This is a genomic window from Nocardia sp. NPDC004340 (assembly GCF_053602575.1).
Map to the genome: position 1 here is coordinate 795,559 of NZ_JBSGDW010000004.1, position 17,791 is coordinate 813,349.

The following is a 17,791-nucleotide window of genomic DNA, read 5'->3' on the forward strand; positions in this document are numbered from 1 at the left end:
TGATGTTGCAGCAGTGGCGATTTCGTGAACTTTCACAGTCCGCCACTGTTACAGTCCGCCCGGCGCGACCCCTTCAACGCGCCGAAAGGATTTTCCGTGAGTAAAGAGCTCTACCCAGATCTACGACGGCCCGCCGCCGGTGCGACGGCGGCCGTCGCGCTCGCCGTGGTGGCCGGTTCCATGCTGGCCGCCCCGGCCGGCGCCTCCATCGAGAACGTGCATGTCGCGGGCCTCACCAGCGACAAGCCGTGCAGTGTCGCCGACGGTTGCGTCATCCAGGCCTCGCTCGGCGGCGCCGACCAGCTGACCCCGGTCGACTTCCTGGTGAACGGCGCGGTCATCGGCACCCTCACCCCCGTCTCGTATGGCGCCGGCGCGGCCGCGAACCTGGCCTGGCACCCGACCAATGACGGCACCTACACCGTGGGTGTCCGCCAGGGGCTGAGCCAGACTCAGACCGTCTACATCGTCGGCAATGGCGGAACGTGCCCGCCGATCTCCTCGCTGATCCCGGGCTCGTCGGGTGGTTCGGCGGGCACCGGTTCGGGCGGCAGCGGTTCGGCGGGCAGCGGCTCGGCCACCGGCTCCGGCGACAGCGGCTCGGGCACCGGCTCGGGCGGCAGCGGTTCCAACTCGGGTTCGAACCAGCCGCTTCCCGCCTGCTGATGGGGTCCGGGAGCCGAGCAGGCAGGGTCGGCTCCCTTTCCCGCGGCTTCCCGGGCCCCGGGGACGCTCAGCCCTTGCGCACCTTGCGGACGGCCGCGGTGAACAGGGTGTCGAGCGCCTCGGTATCGGAGGTGGACCCGGAAGTCATGTACGTCACAGCGACCCGCACCTCGCCGACCTGGCCGATCAGCGTCTGCATGCTGCGGGTGAGACCGTCGCGGTTCTCCGGACCGCCCGGCCGATTCTCGGGTGCGACCGTGCGCCGCAGAGCGAGCGAGTCGTCGGCGATGACCGGTGGCGGCGGATCGAGCTGCGTGGTCACCACCGAGGTCACCCCGGTGTGCCCGACCTTCACGGTCCCGCACTGCCGCAACTGATCCCGCAGCGTCGACAGCGGCTTGCCCGGCCGGGTCAGCACCACCGTGAGCGTCGCCTGACCGTGGTCGTCGGTCCCGACCGACACGGCCGGACCGGTCTTCGGCGCGACCGGCGCGCACGTGCTCGGATCCACCTGCGCCCCCGGCAGATACCCCTCGAGGTCGTAAGCGGCCTGGGCCGCGGTCTCCGGCGACAGCACGACCGCGGTGTAGCGCGACGGGAACTTCGACGGATCGGGCAGCATCGCGGTGAGCGTCTGATCGGCGGTGGCGACCGGCGCCGAGTTGCGCACCGCGGTCGGATGCCCGGTGACCGTGGTCCCGCAGGCCGCCAGCACCGTGCCCAGCGTGACGATCCCCACCATCCGCGCGGTCCTGCGAGTGCTGCGTACGGGGGGTGCGGAGGGCTGGGTCACTCGGCCCACTATGCCGAAAATCGGCTGTTCACACCGAATGCCACGCCGCGCGCCGGGACAGCGGGAATGCGGGTCCGGGTTCGGCGTGTTGCACAGCGGGTGCGGGTGCTGCGCACCTGTCATGGGTATGAGGGACAATGGGGTTGGTCGCGAAAGTGGGCCACGCAGGAAGGAGTACGCGATGGACTACGAGTCGCGAATGTACGAGCTGGAATTCCCGGCTCCGCAGCTGTCCTCTCCCGACGGCTCGGGCCCGGTCCTGGTGCACGGCCTCGAGGGTTTCACCGACGCCGGACACGCGGTACGCCTGGCCACCTCGCATCTCAAGGACAGCCTCGAGCACGAGCTGGTCGCCTCGTTCGACATGGACGAGCTGCTCGACTACCGCTCGCGGCGTCCGCTCATGACCTTCAAGACCGATCACTTCTCCGACTACACCGAGCCGGAACTGACCCTGTGGGCCCTCAAGGACACCGCGGGCACGCCGTTCCTGCTGCTGGCCGGGCTGGAACCGGATCTGCGCTGGGAGCGGTTCGTCACCGCGGTGCGCCTGCTGGCCGAACAGCTGGGCGTGCGCCGGACCATCGGGCTGAGCGCGATCCCCATGGCCATCCCGCACACCCGCCCGCTCGGCGTCACCGCGCACGCCTCGGACTCCGACCTGGTCGGCGAGCATCAGCGCTGGCCCGGTGAGCTGCAGGTGCCCGGCAGCGCGTCCTCGCTGCTGGAGTTCCGGATGGCCCAGCACGGACACGAGTCGGTCGGATTCTCGGTGCATGTGCCGCACTACCTGACCCAGACCGCCTACCCGGAAGCCGCGCAGACGCTGCTGGAGAACGTGGCCGAGAACGCGGGCCTGGAACTGCCGCTGGCCGCGCTCACCGACGCCGCCGCGCGGGTGCGCGAACAGGTCAACGAGCAGATCGCGGGCAATTCGGAGGTGGAGACCGTGGTCGCCGCGCTCGAGCGGCAGTACGACAGCTTCGTCACCGCCCAGGAACGCCAGTCCAGCCTGCTGGCCAGTGAGAACGATCTGCCCACCGGCGACGAGCTGGGCGCGGAGTTCGAGCGCTTCCTGGCCGAGCAGGCCGGGTTCGCCGACGGCGACGGACCGGAGAACCCGCCGCTGCGGTAGTGGTCGTTGCGGGATCACCCGGCGCCGACCGGTAACGTCTGTCGGCGTGCAGCTGTCCGAATTGGTTCCCGACCGTGCCGTCTCCGACGTGGACCCGGACTGGTTGTACGAGACCTTCGCCGACTGGGCGGGCTCGGAGGGCCTGAATCTGTACCCGGCGCAGGAAGAGGCGCTGCTGGAACTGGTGACCGGGTCCAACGTCATCCTCAACACCCCGACCGGGTCGGGTAAGTCGCTGGTCGCGATCGGCGCGCACTTCGCCGCGCTCAACAAGGGCGAGCGCAGCTACTACACCGCGCCGATCAAGGCGCTGGTGAGCGAGAAGTTCTTCGCGCTGTGCGAGGTGTTCGGCGCCGACCGGGTCGGCATGGTGACCGGTGACGCGGCGGTGAACCCGGACGCGCCCATTATCTGCGCGACCGCGGAGATCCTGGCCAATCTGGCGCTGCGCGAAGGCGCGGCGGCCGATATCGGCCAGGTCATCATGGACGAGTTCCACTACTACGCCGATCCCGATCGCGGCTGGGCGTGGCAGGTGCCGCTGATCGAGCTGCCCAAGGCGCAGTTCCTGCTCATGTCGGCCACCCTGGGCGAGGTCGACTTCTTCGCCGAGGACCTGACCCGGCGCACCGGCCGCGAGACCGCCATCGTGTCCGGTTCGGAACGGCCGGTGCCGCTGAGCTTCTCGTACGTGCGCACCCCCATCACCGAGACGCTCGAGGATCTGGTGACCACCAGCCTCGCGCCGGTGTACGTCGTGCACTTCACCCAGGCCGCGGCCATGGAGCGGGCGCAGGCGCTGATGAGCGTGAACATGTCCTCGAAGGCGGAGAAGGACGCCATCGCCACGGCCATCGGCGAATTCCGTTTCGCCACCGGCTTCGGCAAGACGCTGTCGCGGTTCATCCGCCACGGCGTGGGCGTGCACCACGCGGGCATGCTGCCCAAGTACCGCCGCCTGGTCGAGAAGCTGGCGCAGGACGGGCTGCTGAAGGTGGTGTGCGGCACCGACACCCTCGGCGTCGGCATCAATGTCCCGATCCGCACGGTCATGCTGACCGGGCTCACCAAGTACGACGGCGTGCGCACCCGGCGGCTCAATGCCCGCGAGTTCCACCAGATCGCGGGCCGCGCCGGGCGCGCGGGCTACGACACCATGGGCACCGTGGTGGTGCAGGCCCCCGAGCACGAGGTGGAGAACGCGCGCCTGATCGCCAAGGCCGGCGACGACCCCAAGAAGCTCAAGAAGGTCCAGAAGAAGAAGCCGCCCGAGGGTTTCGTGTCCTGGTCGGAGGAGACCTTCGACCGGCTGGTGGCGGCCTCGCCCGAACCCATGGTGTCGCGGTTCAACGTGACCAACTCGATGCTGCTGAATGTGATTGCGCGCAAAGGCAATTGCTTCTACGCCATGCGGCACCTGCTGGAGGAGAACCACGAGCCGCGCGCGGCGCAGCGCAGGCACATCCTCAAGGCGATCCGGCTGTACCGGGCGCTGCGCGACGCGGGCGTGGTGCAGCAGCTCGACGAACCCGACGCCGACGGCCGGCACGCCCGGCTGATGGTGGATCTGCAGCGCGACTTCGCGCTCGATCAGCCGCTCTCGCCGTTCGCGCTGGCGGCGCTGGAACTGCTGGACAAGGAGTCGCCGACCTACACCCTCGACGTGATCTCGCTCATCGAGTCCACCCTCGAGGATCCGCGCCAGCTGCTGATGGCCCAGCAGCACAAGGCGCGCGGCGAGGCGGTCGCGGAGATGAAGGCCGATGGGATCGAATACGAGGAGCGCATGGAGCTCCTCGAAGAGGTCACCTGGCCCAAGCCGCTGGCCGCCGAACTCATCGAGCCCGCGTTCGAGACCTACAAGGCCGGGCATCCCTGGGTGTCGGAGTTCGAGCCCTCCCCCAAGGCCGTGGTGCGCGAGATGGTCGAGCGGTCCATGACCTTCGCCGAACTGGTGTCGGGCTACGAGCTGGCCCGCTCCGAGGGCGTGGTGCTGCGGTACCTGGCCGACGCCTACCGGGCGCTGCGGCGGACCGTGCCCGAACAGGCCCGCACCGAGGAACTCGACGACATCACCGAATGGCTGGGCGAGCTGATCCGGCAGGTCGACTCCAGCCTGCTCGACGAATGGGAGCAGCTCACCAATCCTGGCGCCGAGGGCGACGAGCAGCAGGTGGCGTTCGGGGCGGAGACGGTGCGCCCGATCTCGGCCAATGAGCGCGCCTTCCGGGTCCTGGTGCGCAATGCCATGTTCCGCCGGGTCGACCTGGCGGCGCTGCGACGCTGGGCGGCGCTCGAGGAGCTGGGCGACGACCTGGACTGGGAGGCCGAATTGGGCCCCTATTTCGACGAGTACGCCACCATCGGCACCGGGCCGAACGCCCGGGGCCCGAAACTGTTCCAGGTGGAACAGCGGCCCGGCTTCTGGCATGTGCGCCAGGTGCTCGACGACCCGGCCGGCGATCACGGATGGTCGCTGGACGCCGTCGTGGATCTCGCGGAATCGGACGCAGCGGGCGAAGTGGTCTTCGACGAGGTGTCGATCAGCGCGGGGTGAGTGCAACCCCCGTCACACCGGTTCGTTTTTCGAGGCCGAACGCTGCTATTCTCGCGCACTGTTGCCGTTTTCCGGCCGGCCCACCGAACCACGGAGAGTTCCCTTAGATTGACCGATCGAAACCTGCCCGAGTCACCCTGTCTGGTCGTCGACCTGAACCGGGTGCGCGCGAACTACCGCGCACTGCATGCCGCCCTACCCGCGGCGCGAATTCGCTTCGCCGTCAAGGCGAGTCCGCTACCGGAGATCATCCGGCTGCTGAATGACGAGGGCGCCGAGTTCGACGTCGCCAGCGTCGGCGAGATCGAACTCTGCCTCGCGCAGGGCGTCGATCCGGCCGTCATGTGCTACGGCAACCCGATCAAGAAGGCCTCGCAGATCGCCACCGCCTACGCGGCGGGTGTGCGGCGCTACGCCTTCGACACCGAGGACGACCTGGAACGCATCGCCGAGCATGCGCCGGGCTCGGAGGTCGAGTGCCGGTTCCTGTCGTCGGCGCCGCAGTCGCAGACGCCGTTCGGCACCAAGTTCGGCTGCGCGCCGGGCGAGGCCGCGCGGCTGCTGGTGCGGGCGCACGACCTCGGGCTGAAGGTGGTCGGTCCCTACTTCCACGTCGGCTCCCAGCAGCTGGATCCGAAGGCGTGGGGCATCGGCATCGAGCAGGCCGGAGCCATCGCGGAAGCGCTGGCCGTCAAGGACATTCCGGTCACTGCGGTGAATATCGGTGGGGGACTGCCGATTTCGTATGTCGATCCGGCTCCGGGGGTCTCGGAGCTGGGTGCGGCGATCGCCGATGCGGCGGCCCGCTATCTCCCGGAACACACCGCCCTGGTGGTGGAGCCCGGTCGCGCCCTCGTGGGCAACACCGGTGTGATCCACGCCGAAGTGGTGAATGTTCGCCGAGCGCCGGACGGGCGGCGCTGGATATACCTCGACATCGGCCGCTACAACGGCATGGCCGAAACCGAGAACGAGTACATCGCCTACCGATTCGAAACCGATCGGGACTCGGATCCGAAGGACGAGGCGGTAGTCGCTGGTCCTACGTGTGATGGCGACGATGTACTCTATCAACGCACGCGTGTCCTCCTTCCGACCACGTTGCGAGCCGGTGATCCCGTTCGGATCCTCGAGACCGGCGCCTATACGGCGAGCTATTCGTCGGTGTCCTTCAACGGTTTTCCGCCACTGACAGTCCATGTCACTGGCGCTGAGCGAGAGTGAGTTTTAGCCATGATCACGGCAGAATTCACCGGCTGGCATGTGCTGGCCGAGTTCGGTGGTGTCGACGCTGGCCTCTGCGACGACCTCGAACGACTCGAAACCGCGCTTCGAAAATCGTTGGTCGCCGCGGGGGTGACCATCTGCGATGTCGTGCGCAAGAAGTTCGAGCCGCAGGGTGTCACCATCCTGGCACTGCTCGCCGAGTCGCACGCCTCGATCCACACCTACCCTGAGTCCGGCGACATCTTCGTCGACGTATTCACTTGCGGCAGCATCGGTTCCGGCGCCACCAAGGCCGTCGAACTGCTGCAGCAGGAGCTGTCCCCGGGGTCGGTCAACATCGAGGTCATCCAGCGCGGCCACACCGCCCGCCGGATCCACGAGCCGGTCGGCGAGGGTCTGACCCGGGTGTGGAACACGACGGAAACCATCGTCGACACCAACACCCCGTACCAGCACATGGTCATCGCCAAGACCGAGCAGGGCATCTCCCTGTTCTCCGACGACGACCGCCAGTCCACCGAGTTCTCGCAGCTCACCTACCACGAGGCCATGCTGGTCCCGGGGTACGCGCTGGCCGCGAAGCTGGACAAGGTGCTGATCATCGGTTCCGGTGAGGGTGTCGCCTCGCAGATGTCGGTGGCCGCGGGCGCCTCGCTCGTCGACCACGTCGACATCGACCAGCTGGAGGTGGAGCTGTGCGCGAAGCACCTCCCCTACGGCTACTCCGAGGCCGACCTGGCCGAGGCGGTCGCGCAGACCGGCCCGATCAAGATGCACTACGCCGACGGCTGGGACTTCCTGGCCAAGGCCGAGGCCGCGGGCGTGCGCTACGACATGATCTGCATCGACCTGCCGGACGAGCGGGTCGAGGACGCGCAGCACAATCGCCTCTACGAGGACGACTTCCTCAACCGCTGTAAGGCGCTGCTGGCCGAGGGCGGCGTGCTCGCCGCGCAGGCCGGCTGTCAGACCATGTGGCGCAACGAGACCCTGAAGCGTTCGTGGACCCGGTTCCACAACCTGTTCGAGACCGTCGTTCCGTACGTCAGCGACGAGCACGAGTGGACGTTCATCTTCGGTACCCCGGCCGCCGTGGCGGACCCGGTCGCGAAGATGACCGAGACGCTGTCGACCCTGCCCTACAAGGCCGAGACCATCGACGAGCGGGCCCTGGTCCGCGGCGCGATCGAGCCGCACGCGCTGCGTGCGAGCGTGACCGTCTAGTCGATCAGCTCCGAACCGAAGCGCCCCGCACAGCCAGGCTGTGCGGGGCGCTTCGTTTTTCGTCGTTTCACACAACGGATTTCGTTGTCGCCGGGCCGATCGTCACGCGATCGCGGGGAGCGTGACCACCTGACCGGCGTAGGCCAGGCCCGCGCCGAAGCCCAGCAGCAGCGCGGTGTCGCCCGGCTTCGAGGCGCCCGAGCGCAGCAGCTGCTCCATCGCCATCGGGATCGACGCGGCGCTGGTATTGCCCGCCTCCGCGATATCCCGTGCGACGGCGATGTTCTCGGGCATGTGCAGCGCCCGCACCAGCGCGTCGGTGATCCGCCCGTTGGCCTGGTGCGGCACGAACGCGTCCAGATCCTCCACGTTCACGCCCGCCTGGTCCAGCGCGTCGCGGCAGGCCTTCTCCAAGAACGTGACGGCCCAGCGGAACACGGCCGCGCCGTTCATCCGGATGTAGGGCCGCTCGGTGGTACCGCCGGCGGCCTCCGCCGCGGCGACCTCGGCGAAGTAGGTCTTGAAGTCCTTGTCCTGCTTGATCGCGGCGGTCTGGCTGCCGTCCGAGCCCCAGGCCACCGGCCCGATGCCCTCGACGTCGGAGGCGCCCACCACAACCGCGCCGGCGCCGTCGGCGAAGATGAACGCGCAGGTGCGGTCGTCCTGGTCGAGCAGGTCCGAGAGCCGCTCCACGCCGATCACCAGCACGTGCCGGGCCTGACCGGCGCGCACCAGGTTGGCCCCGTTGGCGAGCGCGTAGCAGAAGCCCGCGCATCCGGCCGAGACGTCGAAGGCGGCGGTGTCGTGCATGCCGAGTTCGGTCGCGACCACGGCTCCGGCGGACGGTCCCAACACCATCTGCGAGGAGGTGGCCAGGATGACCGCGTCGATCTGCTCGGCGGTGACCCCGGCGGCGGCGAGCGCGTCGCGGGCGGCGGCGGCGCTCATGCCGACGATGGTCTCGTCGTCATCGGCCCAGTGGCGGGCCTCGATGCCGGAGCGGGTCCGGATCCATTCGTCGGAGGAGTTGATGCGGTCGACGATCTCGGCGTTGGGGACCACCCGGCGTGGCCGGTACACGCCCAGGCCGAGCAGGGCGGCGTGGGCTACCGGGGTGGCGGTGGCGATCTGGGCTGACATGCGCGGATTTCCTCTTTTCCCATATGAACCGATCGGTCCACATGGGTTAGGTTTAACATGGACCGATCGGTTCACACAAGGGCTGGAGGAAATTGCAATGACGGCGGGACCACGCGCCCGATTGATCGCGAGCACCATCACCACCGTCCAGGAACACGGCGTGCACGCGGCCGGTCTCAACGAACTCCTCAAACGCAGCAACGCCTCCAGAAACTCGCTCTACCAGCACTTCCCCTCCGGCAAGGGGGAACTGGTGGCCACCGCGGCCCGCATCGTGTCGCGCATGGTCTACTCCCACGTGAGCCGTATGTCCGACGCGCTGCCGGTCGCGCCCTCCCTCGACGCCTGGGTCGACGAGTTGCTCGGCTTCTGGCGCGGCCAGCTCGAGACCAGCGAGTTCCGCGCGGGATCGTTCATGATGGCCGCCGCCCTCGACGAACTGGACCCGACCCTGCAGTCGGCCGCGGGTCAGGCCTTCTCCGAATGGACCGCGCGGCTGGCCGACGGCCTGGTCGACGCGGGTATCGAACGCGCCACCGCCTGTTCCCTGTCCGGCTTCGCCCTCTCGGTCATCGAGGGCGCGATCGTGCAGAGCCGGGCCCTGAAATCCGCTCTCCCCTTCACCGACGCGGGCACCCAGCTCACCGTCCTGCTGCACCACCACCTACCCAACCGCCGCTGATCTTGACTTGGAGCGCACTCCAGGTCGTAGCGTTTCGGTCAGACGGCGAAACGCCGCGAATTCCATTCCAACCGAGGAGGATTCATCGCATGATCGCGACCAGGAAACTCGGCGAGCTGACCGTCGGCGCCCAGGGCCTCGGCTGCATGGGCATGAGCGGCGCCTACGGCGTCCAGGACAACGACGCCGAGTCCATCGCCACCATCCACCGGGCCCTGGACCTCGGCGTCACCCTGCTCGACACCTCGAACGTCTACGGCCCGGAGACCAACGAGCGACTGCTCGGCCGCGCCATCGCCGACCGTCGCGACCGGGTCGTGCTGGCCACCAAGTTCGGCATCGTCTGGGGTGAGCAGGGCACGCTCGGCGCGCGCGGCGACGCCGCGTATGTGAAGCAGTCCTGCGACGAGTCGCTCGCGCGGCTGGGCATCGACCACATCGACCTCTACTACCAGCATCGCGTGGACCCGAACGTGCCCATCGAGGAGACCTGGGGCGCGCTGTCGGAACTCGTGCAGGCCGGCAAGGTCCGCTACCTCGGCATCTCCGAGGCCGCCGCCGACACCATCCGCGCCGCCCACGCCGTCCACCCGGTGACCGCGCTGCAGAGCGAATGGTCGCTGTGGACCCGAGACATCGAGGCCGAGATCGTGCCCGCCTGCCGCGAGCTCGGAATCGGCATCGTGCCGTTCTCGCCGCTGGGTCGCGGCTTCCTCACCGGCGCGATCACCTCCACCGCCGACCTGCCCGCCGACGACATGCGCCGCCGCCTGCCCCGGTTCGCCGACGGCAATATCGACGCCAATCTCGCCATCGTCGCGGCCCTGCGCGAACTGGCCGACGAGAAGGGCGTCACCGCGGGGCAGTTGGCCCTGGCCTGGGTGCAGTCCCGCGGCGACGACGTGGTTCCGATCCCCGGCACCAAGCGCCGCACCTACCTCGAACAGAACGTGGCCGCCACCGAGATCGTGCTGTCGCCGGAGGATCTGGCCCGCATCGAGGCCGCCGCGCCGGCCGCATCGGTGGCCGGGGCACGCTATCCCGAAGCGCTCTCGCGCGTCACGAACCGCTAGTCCCCCCCGATCCCGGGCCTTGTCGAGGAGACTGACCGCATGAGGATTTCGGTTGCCGCAGACGAGGACACCGGGGTGGCCACGGCCGTGGTCGAGGAGCTGCGGACGCGCGGGCACGAGGTGACCGTGCACGGGGCCCTCGATCCGGACGAACGCGACGATTGGGCGTGGGCGTGCGAGGCGGCGGCGCGCGACGTCGCCGACGGCCGGACCGAGCAGGCCATCGTGTGCTGCTGGACCGGCACCGGCGCGTCCATCGCCGCCAACAAGGTCGCCGGGGTGCGGGCGGCGCTGTGCGTGGACGCGTATACCGCTGAGGGAGCACGGAAGTGGAACGACGCCAACGTGCTGGCGCTGAGTCTGCGCCTCACCTCACGCGCGCAGCTGAGCGAGATTCTCGACGCCTGGTTCGCCGGGGCTCCGAGTGAGGACCCCGGCGATCGGGCGAACATCGCCCATGTGGATCTGATCAGCTGATCAGTCCTGCGCGGCCAGATCCGCGTGCCGCGTACGCAATTCGCGTTTGAGGATCTTGCCGCTGGGGTTCTTGGGCAGCGCCTCGACGAAGGTCACGTACTTGGGGACCTTGTATCCGGCGAGGCGCTGTTTGCAGTGGGCGATGACGGCGTCGGCGTCCGGCGCGGTTCCGGTGCGCGCCACCACGATCGCGGCGACCGCCTCGATCCAGCGTGGATGCGGAATGCCGACCACGGCGGCCTCGGAGACGTCCGGGTGTTCGTAGAGGACTTCCTCGACCTCACGGCTGGCCACGTTCTCGCCGCCGGTCTTGATCATGTCCTTCTTGCGGTCGACCACGCTGAGGTAGCCGTCGGCGTCCAGTACGCCCAGGTCGCCGCTGTGGAACCAGCCGTTGCGGAAGGCTTCCGCGGTCTTGGCGGGATCGTTCCAGTAGCCGAGCATGGCCTGCGGCGACCGGTGCACGATCTCGCCGACGACACCGACGCCGACCGGATTGTCGTCGTCGTCGACCACCCGGGTCTCGACATTGAGCGCCGGGCGGCCCGCCGACCCGGGCTTGGTGAGCTGGTCCTCGGGTGCGAGAACCGTTGCCAGCGGCGAGAGTTCGGTCTGGCCGTAGAAGTTGGTGAGGCCGACGCCGGGTAGTCGTTCGGCCAGTTCGTGCAGCACCTCGACGGGCATGATGCTCGCGCCGTAGTAGCCCTTGCACAGGGACGACAGGTCGTAGCTGTCGAAGTCGGGGTGGCGCAGCAGCGAGACCCACACCGTGGGCGGGCAGAACAGTTTGGTGGCCCGCTCGGTTTCGATGGTGCGCAGCACCGTCGCGGGGTCGGGGCCGGGCAGCAGGATGCTGGTCGCGCCCAGCCACAGGTCGGGGGTGAGGAAGCAGTGCAGCTGGGCGCAGTGGTACAGCGGCAGCGCGTGCACCTCGATGTCGTCGGCGCTCATACGGCCGTCGACGACGACGCTGGTGTACTGCGCGATCAGCGCGCGGCTCGACAGCACCGCGCCCTTGGGGCGCGACTCGGTGCCGGAGGTGTACATGATCTGGATGGGGTCGTCGTCGGCGACGAACACCTCGGGGGCGGAGGTGTCGGAGTGGGATTCCCAGGCGCTCACGTCCTCCCATCCGGTCGTCGCGGGCAGATCACCCAGGGCGATCCGGCCGAGCAGCCGGATCCGGCTGTCACCCAGCTGTTTCACGGCGGCTTCGGCCTGTTCGGCGAGGCCGTCCTCGGCGACGAAACCAACCGCCCCGCTGTGTTCGAGGATGAACGCCACCTCGTCGGCGGTGAGCATGAAATTGATCGGCACCGAGATCGCGCCCAGCCGGGCCAGCGCGAAGTAGAGGAGCACGAACTCGCGGCAGTTGTGTGAGTAGATCGCGACCCGATCCCCCTGCCCCACACCGCGATCGGCCAGGCTGTGCGCGACCCGGTTCACGGACACGTCCAGATCGGCGTAACTCTCGCGCCGATCGCGCCACACCAACGCGGTCTTGTCCGGGACCCGGGCGGCGCTGCGCCGCAGCAGATCTCCGAGCGCCTGCGAGCGCGCGCCCGTCACGGTCCGATCAGTGCCCTGTGCATCCATGCGACCAACTTCTACCGCACGAGTGTGTCCCGCGTCATACAGTCTCGCTGAGCAGGACCAGATCCCGCCGCCACGCAGCACATTTCGACTCGTAATACGGTAGGTGCCCGGACTCGAAGTCCGCGGCCGACCAATCGGCCTCGGCGACCTCGGCGGTCCAGGTGTAGGTCCACGCGTACCCGACCCGCTCCCCCGCGTGCACCGGCACCGGGGTCAGGTCGTACTCGTCGTCCTCGAAGGCGTCGAGCACCCGCCAGTCCTCGGCGGTGAGCCCGGTGAGCATGAAGCCCTCGGTCACGGCGTCGGCCGCGGCGACCAGTCCCGGATACGCCCGGCCGGGCAGCGCGGCGGCCCGCCGTCCGAGCAGCCGCGCGGGTTCCATCCGCGGTACGCGGCCGATCAACGCGGTCAGCACGGCCTCGAACCGCAGGGTGCCGTAGACGAACAGTGGATCACTCGCGGCCGGAAGCCTCCGCGCCCACCGGTCGCTCATCGCCCGGCGATCCGCGCGAACAGCCCCGCGTCGTGGGAGTTGACGACGGTCACCGTGTCCCCGTGCAGCTTCCGCAGTTCCCGCAACCGCCGCTGGTTCAGCCGGTACGCGTCCCCCACGATGGACCCGGTCTCGTAGACCTTCCACCAGAACGGTGTGAACGGCTCCTCGGGGTGGATGCTGGATTCGGTGACGAACGAGTCACCGGCGTGCAGGAGCCATCCGTTGCCGTGATCGATCGCCACGCCGGCGTGACCGCGGGTGTGACCGAGCAGCGGCACCACCAGGATCTCCGGCGGCAGCCCGGGCAGGTCGCGCACCGCGGTGAAGCCGAACCAGTCCTCGCCGCCCTCGACCTCGTTCACCATCCACTTGGGTCCGTGCGCCCATTGCGCGGCCCGGTAGCGCAGCTTCTCGGACAGGGTCGGCGTCGCGGTGGCGGCCCGGAATTCGGGTCCGTGGATGTGCACGGTGGCTTCGGGGAAGTCCGAGAGTCCGCCGGAATGGTCCAGGTCGAGGTGGGTGAGGATGATGTGCCGGACGTCGCGCGGGTCGTAGCCCAGCGCCTGGATCTGGCGGATCGCGGTCTCGCCCTCGGACGGTTTCGCGCCCATCAGGAACCGGCTGGCACCCAGCATCTTTCCGGGCTGCCGCACGGTCTCGAGCCCGAACCCGGTGTCGACGAGCACGAGCGCGTCGCGAGTCTCGAGGAGCAGGCAGTGATCGATGACGCCGAATCCCATGGTGCCGCAGTTGAGGTGATGGACGCGCATGGCTCGAGCGTTTCAGACACCCCAGAGTGACGCAACCGCGCAGGTTGCCGGATTTGTCGCGGCACCCGGCGGGCGCGCGGGCTCAGCGTGGACGGCCCTCGCGGATGATCTCGGCGAGCAGCTCGTAGTCGTCGCCGCGCGCGGTGGAGGACCGGAACGCCAGCCCGACCGTGCGGCCCGGCGCGGGCGCGGCGAAGGTCGCCACGTCCAGGGTGCCGCGCGCGGTCTCGGCCGGGACCGCCATGGCCGGGATCAGGGTGACGCCGAGGTCGCCCGCGACGAACTGCACCACCGTGGCCAGCGACGCGGCGCGGGTGTCGCCGACCGCGCCGGGGTGCGCGTCGTGGGTGCGGCACAGGTCCATGGTCTGATCGCGCAGGCAGTGGCCCTCGTCGAGGAGCAGCAGCGGTAGCGCGTCGAGATCGGCCGGGGTCAGGTCGGAGCGACCGGCCAGCTCGTGGCCGCGCGGCACGACCAGCACGAACTCCTCGGTGTAGAGCGGTATCTCGACCAGGCCGGGCGCGTCGGCGGGCAGCGCCAGCATGGCCACGTCGAGCACGCCCGAGCGCAGGCCGTCGAGCAGCCGGGCGGTCTGGTCCTCGATGACGTGCGGCGCGAGCGCGGGCACCCGCCTGCGCAATTCGGGCAGCAGGGCGGGCAGCACGTAGGGGGCGACGGTCGGGATGATGCCCAGCCGCAGGGTGCCGCGCAGCCCCTCCCCGGCGGCCGACGCGACAAATCGGTCAGCGGCCTCGAGGGTCGCGATGGCTTGCGGCAGCAAACGTTTGCCGTCGGCGGTGACCAGCACACGACGCGTACTGCGTTCGATCAGCAACAGCCCCAGTCCGTTTTCCAGTGATGCCAACGCCTGGGATAACGTGGGCTGGCTCACGCCGAGCCGGGTCGCCGCGGTGCCGAAGTGCCGGTACTCCGCGACGGCCACGAACGCACGCAGCTGTGACAGGGTGGGCTGATAAGTTTGATCAGTCACGCCTATGAGTGTAGTGCGACCGATCACCTTTACCTCTCACCGCTGTTCGGCCAGGATCGTATACAGAAGTCTCGACACAATCGGCATGACTACAACGAGGAGCATTCATGGCACTGCTGACCATCGGCGATCAGTTCCCCGCGTACAACCTGAAGGCTGTCATCGGCGGTGATCTCTCGAAGGTGAACGCTCAGCAGCCCGACGACTACTTCACCCAGATCTCGAGCGACGACTACGCCGGCAAGTGGCGCATCGTCTTCTTCTGGCCCAAGGACTTCACCTTCGTGTGCCCGACCGAGATCGCCGCCTTCGGCAAGCTGAACGAGGAGTTCGCCGATCGCGACGCGCAGGTGCTGGGTGCCTCCGTCGACAACGAGTTCGTCCACTTCCAGTGGCGCGCGCAGCACGAGGAGCTCAAGGCCCTCCCGTTCCCGATGCTCAGCGACCTGAAGCGGGAACTGGCCACGGCCACCGGCGTGCTCAATGCCGACGGCGTCGCCGACCGCGCCACCTTCATCGTCGACCCGAACAACGAGATCCAGTTCGTGTCGGTCACCGCCGGTTCGGTGGGCCGCAATGTCGACGAGGTGCTGCGCGTGCTGGACGCCCTGCAGTCCGACGAGCTGTGCGCCTGCAACTGGAAGAAGGGCGACCCGACCATCCAGGCCGGCGAGCTCATGACCGCGTCGGTGTAAGAGCAAGGCTCGTAAGGAATTTCGTCGTGACCATCGATAACCTGAAGAACTCGCTGCCCGAGTACGCCAAGGACCTCAAGCTCAACCTGTCGTCCATGGCGCGCAGCACCGTGCTCAACGAGCAGCAGCTGTGGGGCACCCTGCTGGCCTCGGCCGCGGCCACCAAGTCCGCGACCACGCTGCGGGAGATCGCCGAGGAGGCGGCCGACGTGCTGTCGGCCGAGGCGTACAACGCCGCGCTGGGCGCCGCGTCGATCATGGGTATGAACAATGTGTTCTACCGCGGCAAGGCGTTCCTGGACGGCCGCTACGACGATCTGCGCGCGGGCCTGCGCATGCAGATCATCGGCACCCCGGGCGTGGACAAGGTCGATTTCGAGCTGTGGTCGTTCGCGGTCTCCTCGATCAACGGCTGTCAGCACTGCCTGGAGGCGCATGAGCACACGCTGCGTGAGGCGGGCGTGTCGCGCGAGGTGATCTTCGAGGCGCTGCGCGCGGCCGCGATCGTGGCGGGCGTGGGCCAGGCCGTGGCGTCGACCGAGGCGCTGGCCACGGCCGCCGTCTAGTCGATCACGGGCGCTGCCCGGGACGCGGATTCTCGGCGAGGGGCCGGACACCACGGGTGTCCGGCCCCTCGTCACATCCGCCTGCGTATTTGCCACTAGATTGCTGCAATCCAGCAACAATGCCCGGAACATCCGGATTGCCCACCTAGACTGCCCGGCATGCCTCCGCGCTCCCGGACCCCTGCCCGGCGTCGCCGGCGCAGACTCTTCGCCTCCTCCGTGCTCCTGATCGCGCTCTCCGCGGGTGGCCTGGCACTGTATCTGAATCGCCACGAGACCCCCGCCGCCGAACCGCCCCCGCCGCCCGAGCAGGCGGGCACCCCGATCCTCGACGCCGCCCGGGCCCGGGCCGGACTGGACCGTCTGCCCGTCGCGTGGAACCGCAACTGGGAGAACTACGACCGCAACGCCTTCGGCCCCGGCTGGTCGGGGCGCGGCGGCGAGCCGGCGCTCACCGGCGGGTGCACCGCGCGCGAACAGGTGATGAAGCGCGACCTCACCGAAGCCCGTGTGGGCGACAGTAATTCGTGCCTGGTGCTGTCGGGGACGCTCGACGATCCCTACACCGGGGAGCGAATTCCCTACGACCGCTTCGCATCCTCCGAGATCGAGATCGACCACGTGGTCGCGCTCGGCGACGCCTGGCGCTCGGGGGCCTCGCGGTGGAAGCCCGAGCAGCGCCAGACGTTCGCCAACGACGTCGGCAATCTGCTCGCGGTCCAGAAGCAGGCCAATCAGGAGAAGGGCTCCAAGTCGCCCGATCAGTGGCAGCCGCGGGAGGCGTACCGGTGCGAGTACGCGCGCCGCTGGGTGAGCGTCAAGGAGCGCTGGGGGTTGAGCGTGCAACCCACCGAGAAGAGCGCCCTGGTCGACATGCTCGATACCTGTGCACCTCCCGCGAATCGATAACTGTCGGTAAGCTCGCGTGACATGACCGTTCCGGAAAGTGATAGCGCCCAGATCGAGGTCCTGCGTGTGTTCACCGACGCGGCCGGTCGATTCGGCAGCCCGCTCGGGATCGTCCGCCGCTCCGCCGTGGAGCACATCGACCATCAGGCGCTCGCCGCCCGCGTGGGCCAGGCGCTGACCGCGGTGATCGACGACCCGGTCGATGGGCGGGCGGCGATGCGCATCTACACCCCCGCCGTCGAACTGTCCTTCGCCGGGCGGCCCAGCATCGGCGCGGCGTGGTGGCTCAACGAGCAGCGGACGCCGGTGAAGGTCATCGACGTCCCGGCCGGGCCCGTCGAGGTCACGCTCACCGACGGGCTGGCCTGGGCCCGCGCCCGCGCCGCCTGGTCGCCGTCGTTCGAATTCCACCAGTTCGAGGATCCGACACTGATCGCCACCCTCGACCCGGCCGACTTCCCCAGCGGCCAGCACTACTGCTGGGCCTGGACCGACGAACCGCGTGCCGCGGTCCGCGCCCGAATGTTCTCCCCCGGCTTGGGAATTCCCGAGGACGAGGCCACCGGCTCGGCGGCCATCGAGCTGACCGCGCTGCTCACCCGCGGCCTGCACATCACCCAGGGACAGGGCTCGCAACTCTTCACCGAATGGGACTCCGACGGCTGGGCCCGCATCGGCGGGCGTGTAGCCGCCGACCACCCCATCGTGATCTAGATTCACCTGCTTTCCGTGGGCCGAGCACTCGCGCGTTCGGTAGGGGAAATTCGGTTGCGCGGCTGTCGGTGGGCGGTGAG

At 68.9% G+C, this 17,791-nt stretch carries 18 protein-coding genes; 12 read left to right on the top strand and 6 right to left on the bottom strand.

Features of this window, described 5'->3' with window-relative positions; translation table 11 throughout:
- Positions 1–96: 96 nt before the first annotated feature.
- On the top strand, positions 97–666 hold the full coding sequence (locus ACWEOI_RS20300) for a hypothetical protein (RefSeq protein WP_452360573.1): 570 nt from the start codon (positions 97–99) through the stop codon (positions 664–666).
- 67 nt (positions 667–733) lie between these two features.
- Here the strand turns inward: ACWEOI_RS20300 and ACWEOI_RS20305 are convergent, their stop codons facing one another.
- Positions 734–1,408, bottom strand: a complete 675-nt coding sequence (locus ACWEOI_RS20305) for a sensor domain-containing protein (protein ID WP_433672412.1) — start codon at positions 1,406–1,408, stop codon at positions 734–736.
- A gap of 232 nt (positions 1,409–1,640) precedes the next feature.
- Between ACWEOI_RS20305 and ACWEOI_RS20310 the strand changes: the two genes are divergently transcribed.
- From ACWEOI_RS20310 to speD, 4 genes are all read left to right on the top strand, one after another.
- Complete coding sequence (locus ACWEOI_RS20310; RefSeq protein WP_433672411.1) at positions 1,641–2,594, top strand: proteasome assembly chaperone family protein; 954 nt, start codon at positions 1,641–1,643, stop codon at positions 2,592–2,594.
- 88 nt (positions 2,595–2,682) lie between these two features.
- Entirely contained in the window at positions 2,683–5,151 is a 2,469-nt protein-coding gene (locus ACWEOI_RS20315) for a DEAD/DEAH box helicase (protein WP_452360666.1), read from the top strand.
- 123 nt (positions 5,152–5,274) lie between these two features.
- Positions 5,275–6,375: a type III PLP-dependent enzyme gene (locus ACWEOI_RS20320; RefSeq protein ID WP_357094069.1), complete on the top strand. Its 1,101-nt coding sequence runs from the start codon at positions 5,275–5,277 to the stop codon at positions 6,373–6,375.
- A 12-nt stretch (positions 6,376–6,387) separates the two neighbouring features.
- On the top strand, positions 6,388–7,602 hold the full coding sequence (speD, locus tag ACWEOI_RS20325) for an adenosylmethionine decarboxylase (RefSeq protein WP_452360667.1): 1,215 nt from the start codon (positions 6,388–6,390) through the stop codon (positions 7,600–7,602).
- A 102-nt stretch (positions 7,603–7,704) separates the two neighbouring features.
- Here the strand turns inward: speD and ACWEOI_RS20330 are convergent, their stop codons facing one another.
- Positions 7,705–8,742, bottom strand: a complete 1,038-nt coding sequence (locus tag ACWEOI_RS20330; protein ID WP_452360574.1) for a beta-ketoacyl-ACP synthase III — start codon at positions 8,740–8,742, stop codon at positions 7,705–7,707.
- A gap of 97 nt (positions 8,743–8,839) precedes the next feature.
- Here ACWEOI_RS20330 and ACWEOI_RS20335 point away from each other — a divergent pair, with 97 nt between their 5' ends.
- From ACWEOI_RS20335 to ACWEOI_RS20345, 3 genes are all read left to right on the top strand, one after another.
- Entirely contained in the window at positions 8,840–9,424 is a 585-nt protein-coding gene (locus ACWEOI_RS20335; protein ID WP_357282998.1) for a TetR/AcrR family transcriptional regulator, read from the top strand.
- A gap of 89 nt (positions 9,425–9,513) precedes the next feature.
- Positions 9,514–10,497, top strand: coding sequence for an aldo/keto reductase (locus ACWEOI_RS20340; RefSeq protein ID WP_433672409.1), 984 nt, complete (start codon positions 9,514–9,516; stop codon positions 10,495–10,497).
- 39 nt (positions 10,498–10,536) lie between these two features.
- Positions 10,537–10,974 (top strand): RpiB/LacA/LacB family sugar-phosphate isomerase, encoded by a 438-nt coding sequence (locus ACWEOI_RS20345; protein WP_404204769.1) that lies wholly within the window; start codon positions 10,537–10,539, stop codon positions 10,972–10,974.
- On the opposite strand, the gene ACWEOI_RS20350 is transcribed toward ACWEOI_RS20345, so the two are convergent.
- The 4 genes from ACWEOI_RS20350 to ACWEOI_RS20365 all read right to left on the bottom strand — a co-directional run bounded on the left by ACWEOI_RS20350 (position 10,975) and on the right by ACWEOI_RS20365 (position 14,827).
- On the bottom strand, positions 10,975–12,570 hold the full coding sequence (locus ACWEOI_RS20350) for an acyl-CoA synthetase (RefSeq protein ID WP_452360575.1): 1,596 nt from the start codon (positions 12,568–12,570) through the stop codon (positions 10,975–10,977). It lies immediately after the preceding gene.
- 34 nt (positions 12,571–12,604) lie between these two features.
- A complete protein-coding gene (locus ACWEOI_RS20355; RefSeq protein WP_433672407.1) occupies positions 12,605–13,063 on the bottom strand; it encodes a gamma-glutamylcyclotransferase in 459 nt (152 codons plus the stop codon).
- Positions 13,060–13,836 (bottom strand): MBL fold metallo-hydrolase, encoded by a 777-nt coding sequence (locus tag ACWEOI_RS20360; protein ID WP_452360576.1) that lies wholly within the window; start codon positions 13,834–13,836, stop codon positions 13,060–13,062. Before ACWEOI_RS20360 ends, ACWEOI_RS20355 begins: the two co-directional genes overlap by 4 nt.
- Before the next feature lie 82 nt (positions 13,837–13,918).
- Positions 13,919–14,827 carry a LysR substrate-binding domain-containing protein gene (locus ACWEOI_RS20365; RefSeq protein ID WP_433672405.1) on the bottom strand — a complete coding sequence of 303 codons (909 nt, stop codon included), beginning with the start codon at positions 14,825–14,827 and terminating at the stop codon, positions 13,919–13,921.
- 107 nt (positions 14,828–14,934) lie between these two features.
- Here ACWEOI_RS20365 and ACWEOI_RS20370 point away from each other — a divergent pair, with 107 nt between their 5' ends.
- The 4 genes from ACWEOI_RS20370 to ACWEOI_RS20385 all read left to right on the top strand — a co-directional run bounded on the left by ACWEOI_RS20370 (position 14,935) and on the right by ACWEOI_RS20385 (position 17,711).
- Positions 14,935–15,522, top strand: a complete 588-nt coding sequence (locus ACWEOI_RS20370; protein ID WP_452360577.1) for a peroxiredoxin — start codon at positions 14,935–14,937, stop codon at positions 15,520–15,522.
- 26 nt (positions 15,523–15,548) lie between these two features.
- Positions 15,549–16,088 carry a carboxymuconolactone decarboxylase family protein gene (locus tag ACWEOI_RS20375; protein ID WP_357096437.1) on the top strand — a complete coding sequence of 180 codons (540 nt, stop codon included), beginning with the start codon at positions 15,549–15,551 and terminating at the stop codon, positions 16,086–16,088.
- 159 nt (positions 16,089–16,247) lie between these two features.
- On the top strand, positions 16,248–16,997 hold the full coding sequence (locus ACWEOI_RS20380; RefSeq protein WP_452360578.1) for an HNH endonuclease family protein: 750 nt from the start codon (positions 16,248–16,250) through the stop codon (positions 16,995–16,997).
- Positions 16,998–17,018: 21 nt separating this feature from the next.
- Positions 17,019–17,711: a PhzF family phenazine biosynthesis protein gene (locus ACWEOI_RS20385; protein ID WP_452360579.1), complete on the top strand. Its 693-nt coding sequence runs from the start codon at positions 17,019–17,021 to the stop codon at positions 17,709–17,711.
- The last annotated feature ends 80 nt before the right edge of the window (positions 17,712–17,791 follow it).

What these genes read in the sequence shown, in the direction of transcription:
- ACWEOI_RS20305 (WP_433672412.1), bottom strand. Translation starts at nt 1,408, where the DNA reads ATGGTGGGGATCGTCACGCTGGGCACGGTGCTGGCGGCCTGCGGGACC.
- ACWEOI_RS20310 (WP_433672411.1), top strand. Translation starts at nt 1,641, where the DNA reads ATGGACTACGAGTCGCGAATGTACGAGCTGGAATTCCCGGCTCCGCAG.
- ACWEOI_RS20330 (WP_452360574.1), bottom strand. Translation starts at nt 8,742, where the DNA reads ATGTCAGCCCAGATCGCCACCGCCACCCCGGTAGCCCACGCCGCCCTG.
- ACWEOI_RS20335 (WP_357282998.1), top strand. Translation starts at nt 8,840, where the DNA reads ATGACGGCGGGACCACGCGCCCGATTGATCGCGAGCACCATCACCACC.
- ACWEOI_RS20340 (WP_433672409.1), top strand. Translation starts at nt 9,514, where the DNA reads ATGATCGCGACCAGGAAACTCGGCGAGCTGACCGTCGGCGCCCAGGGC.
- ACWEOI_RS20345 (WP_404204769.1), top strand. Translation starts at nt 10,537, where the DNA reads ATGAGGATTTCGGTTGCCGCAGACGAGGACACCGGGGTGGCCACGGCC.
- ACWEOI_RS20350 (WP_452360575.1), bottom strand. Translation starts at nt 12,570, where the DNA reads ATGGATGCACAGGGCACTGATCGGACCGTGACGGGCGCGCGCTCGCAG.
- ACWEOI_RS20355 (WP_433672407.1), bottom strand. Translation starts at nt 13,063, where the DNA reads ATGAGCGACCGGTGGGCGCGGAGGCTTCCGGCCGCGAGTGATCCACTG.
- ACWEOI_RS20360 (WP_452360576.1), bottom strand. Translation starts at nt 13,836, where the DNA reads ATGCGCGTCCATCACCTCAACTGCGGCACCATGGGATTCGGCGTCATC.
- ACWEOI_RS20370 (WP_452360577.1), top strand. Translation starts at nt 14,935, where the DNA reads ATGGCACTGCTGACCATCGGCGATCAGTTCCCCGCGTACAACCTGAAG.
- ACWEOI_RS20380 (WP_452360578.1), top strand. Translation starts at nt 16,248, where the DNA reads ATGCCTCCGCGCTCCCGGACCCCTGCCCGGCGTCGCCGGCGCAGACTC.
- ACWEOI_RS20385 (WP_452360579.1), top strand. Translation starts at nt 17,019, where the DNA reads ATGACCGTTCCGGAAAGTGATAGCGCCCAGATCGAGGTCCTGCGTGTG.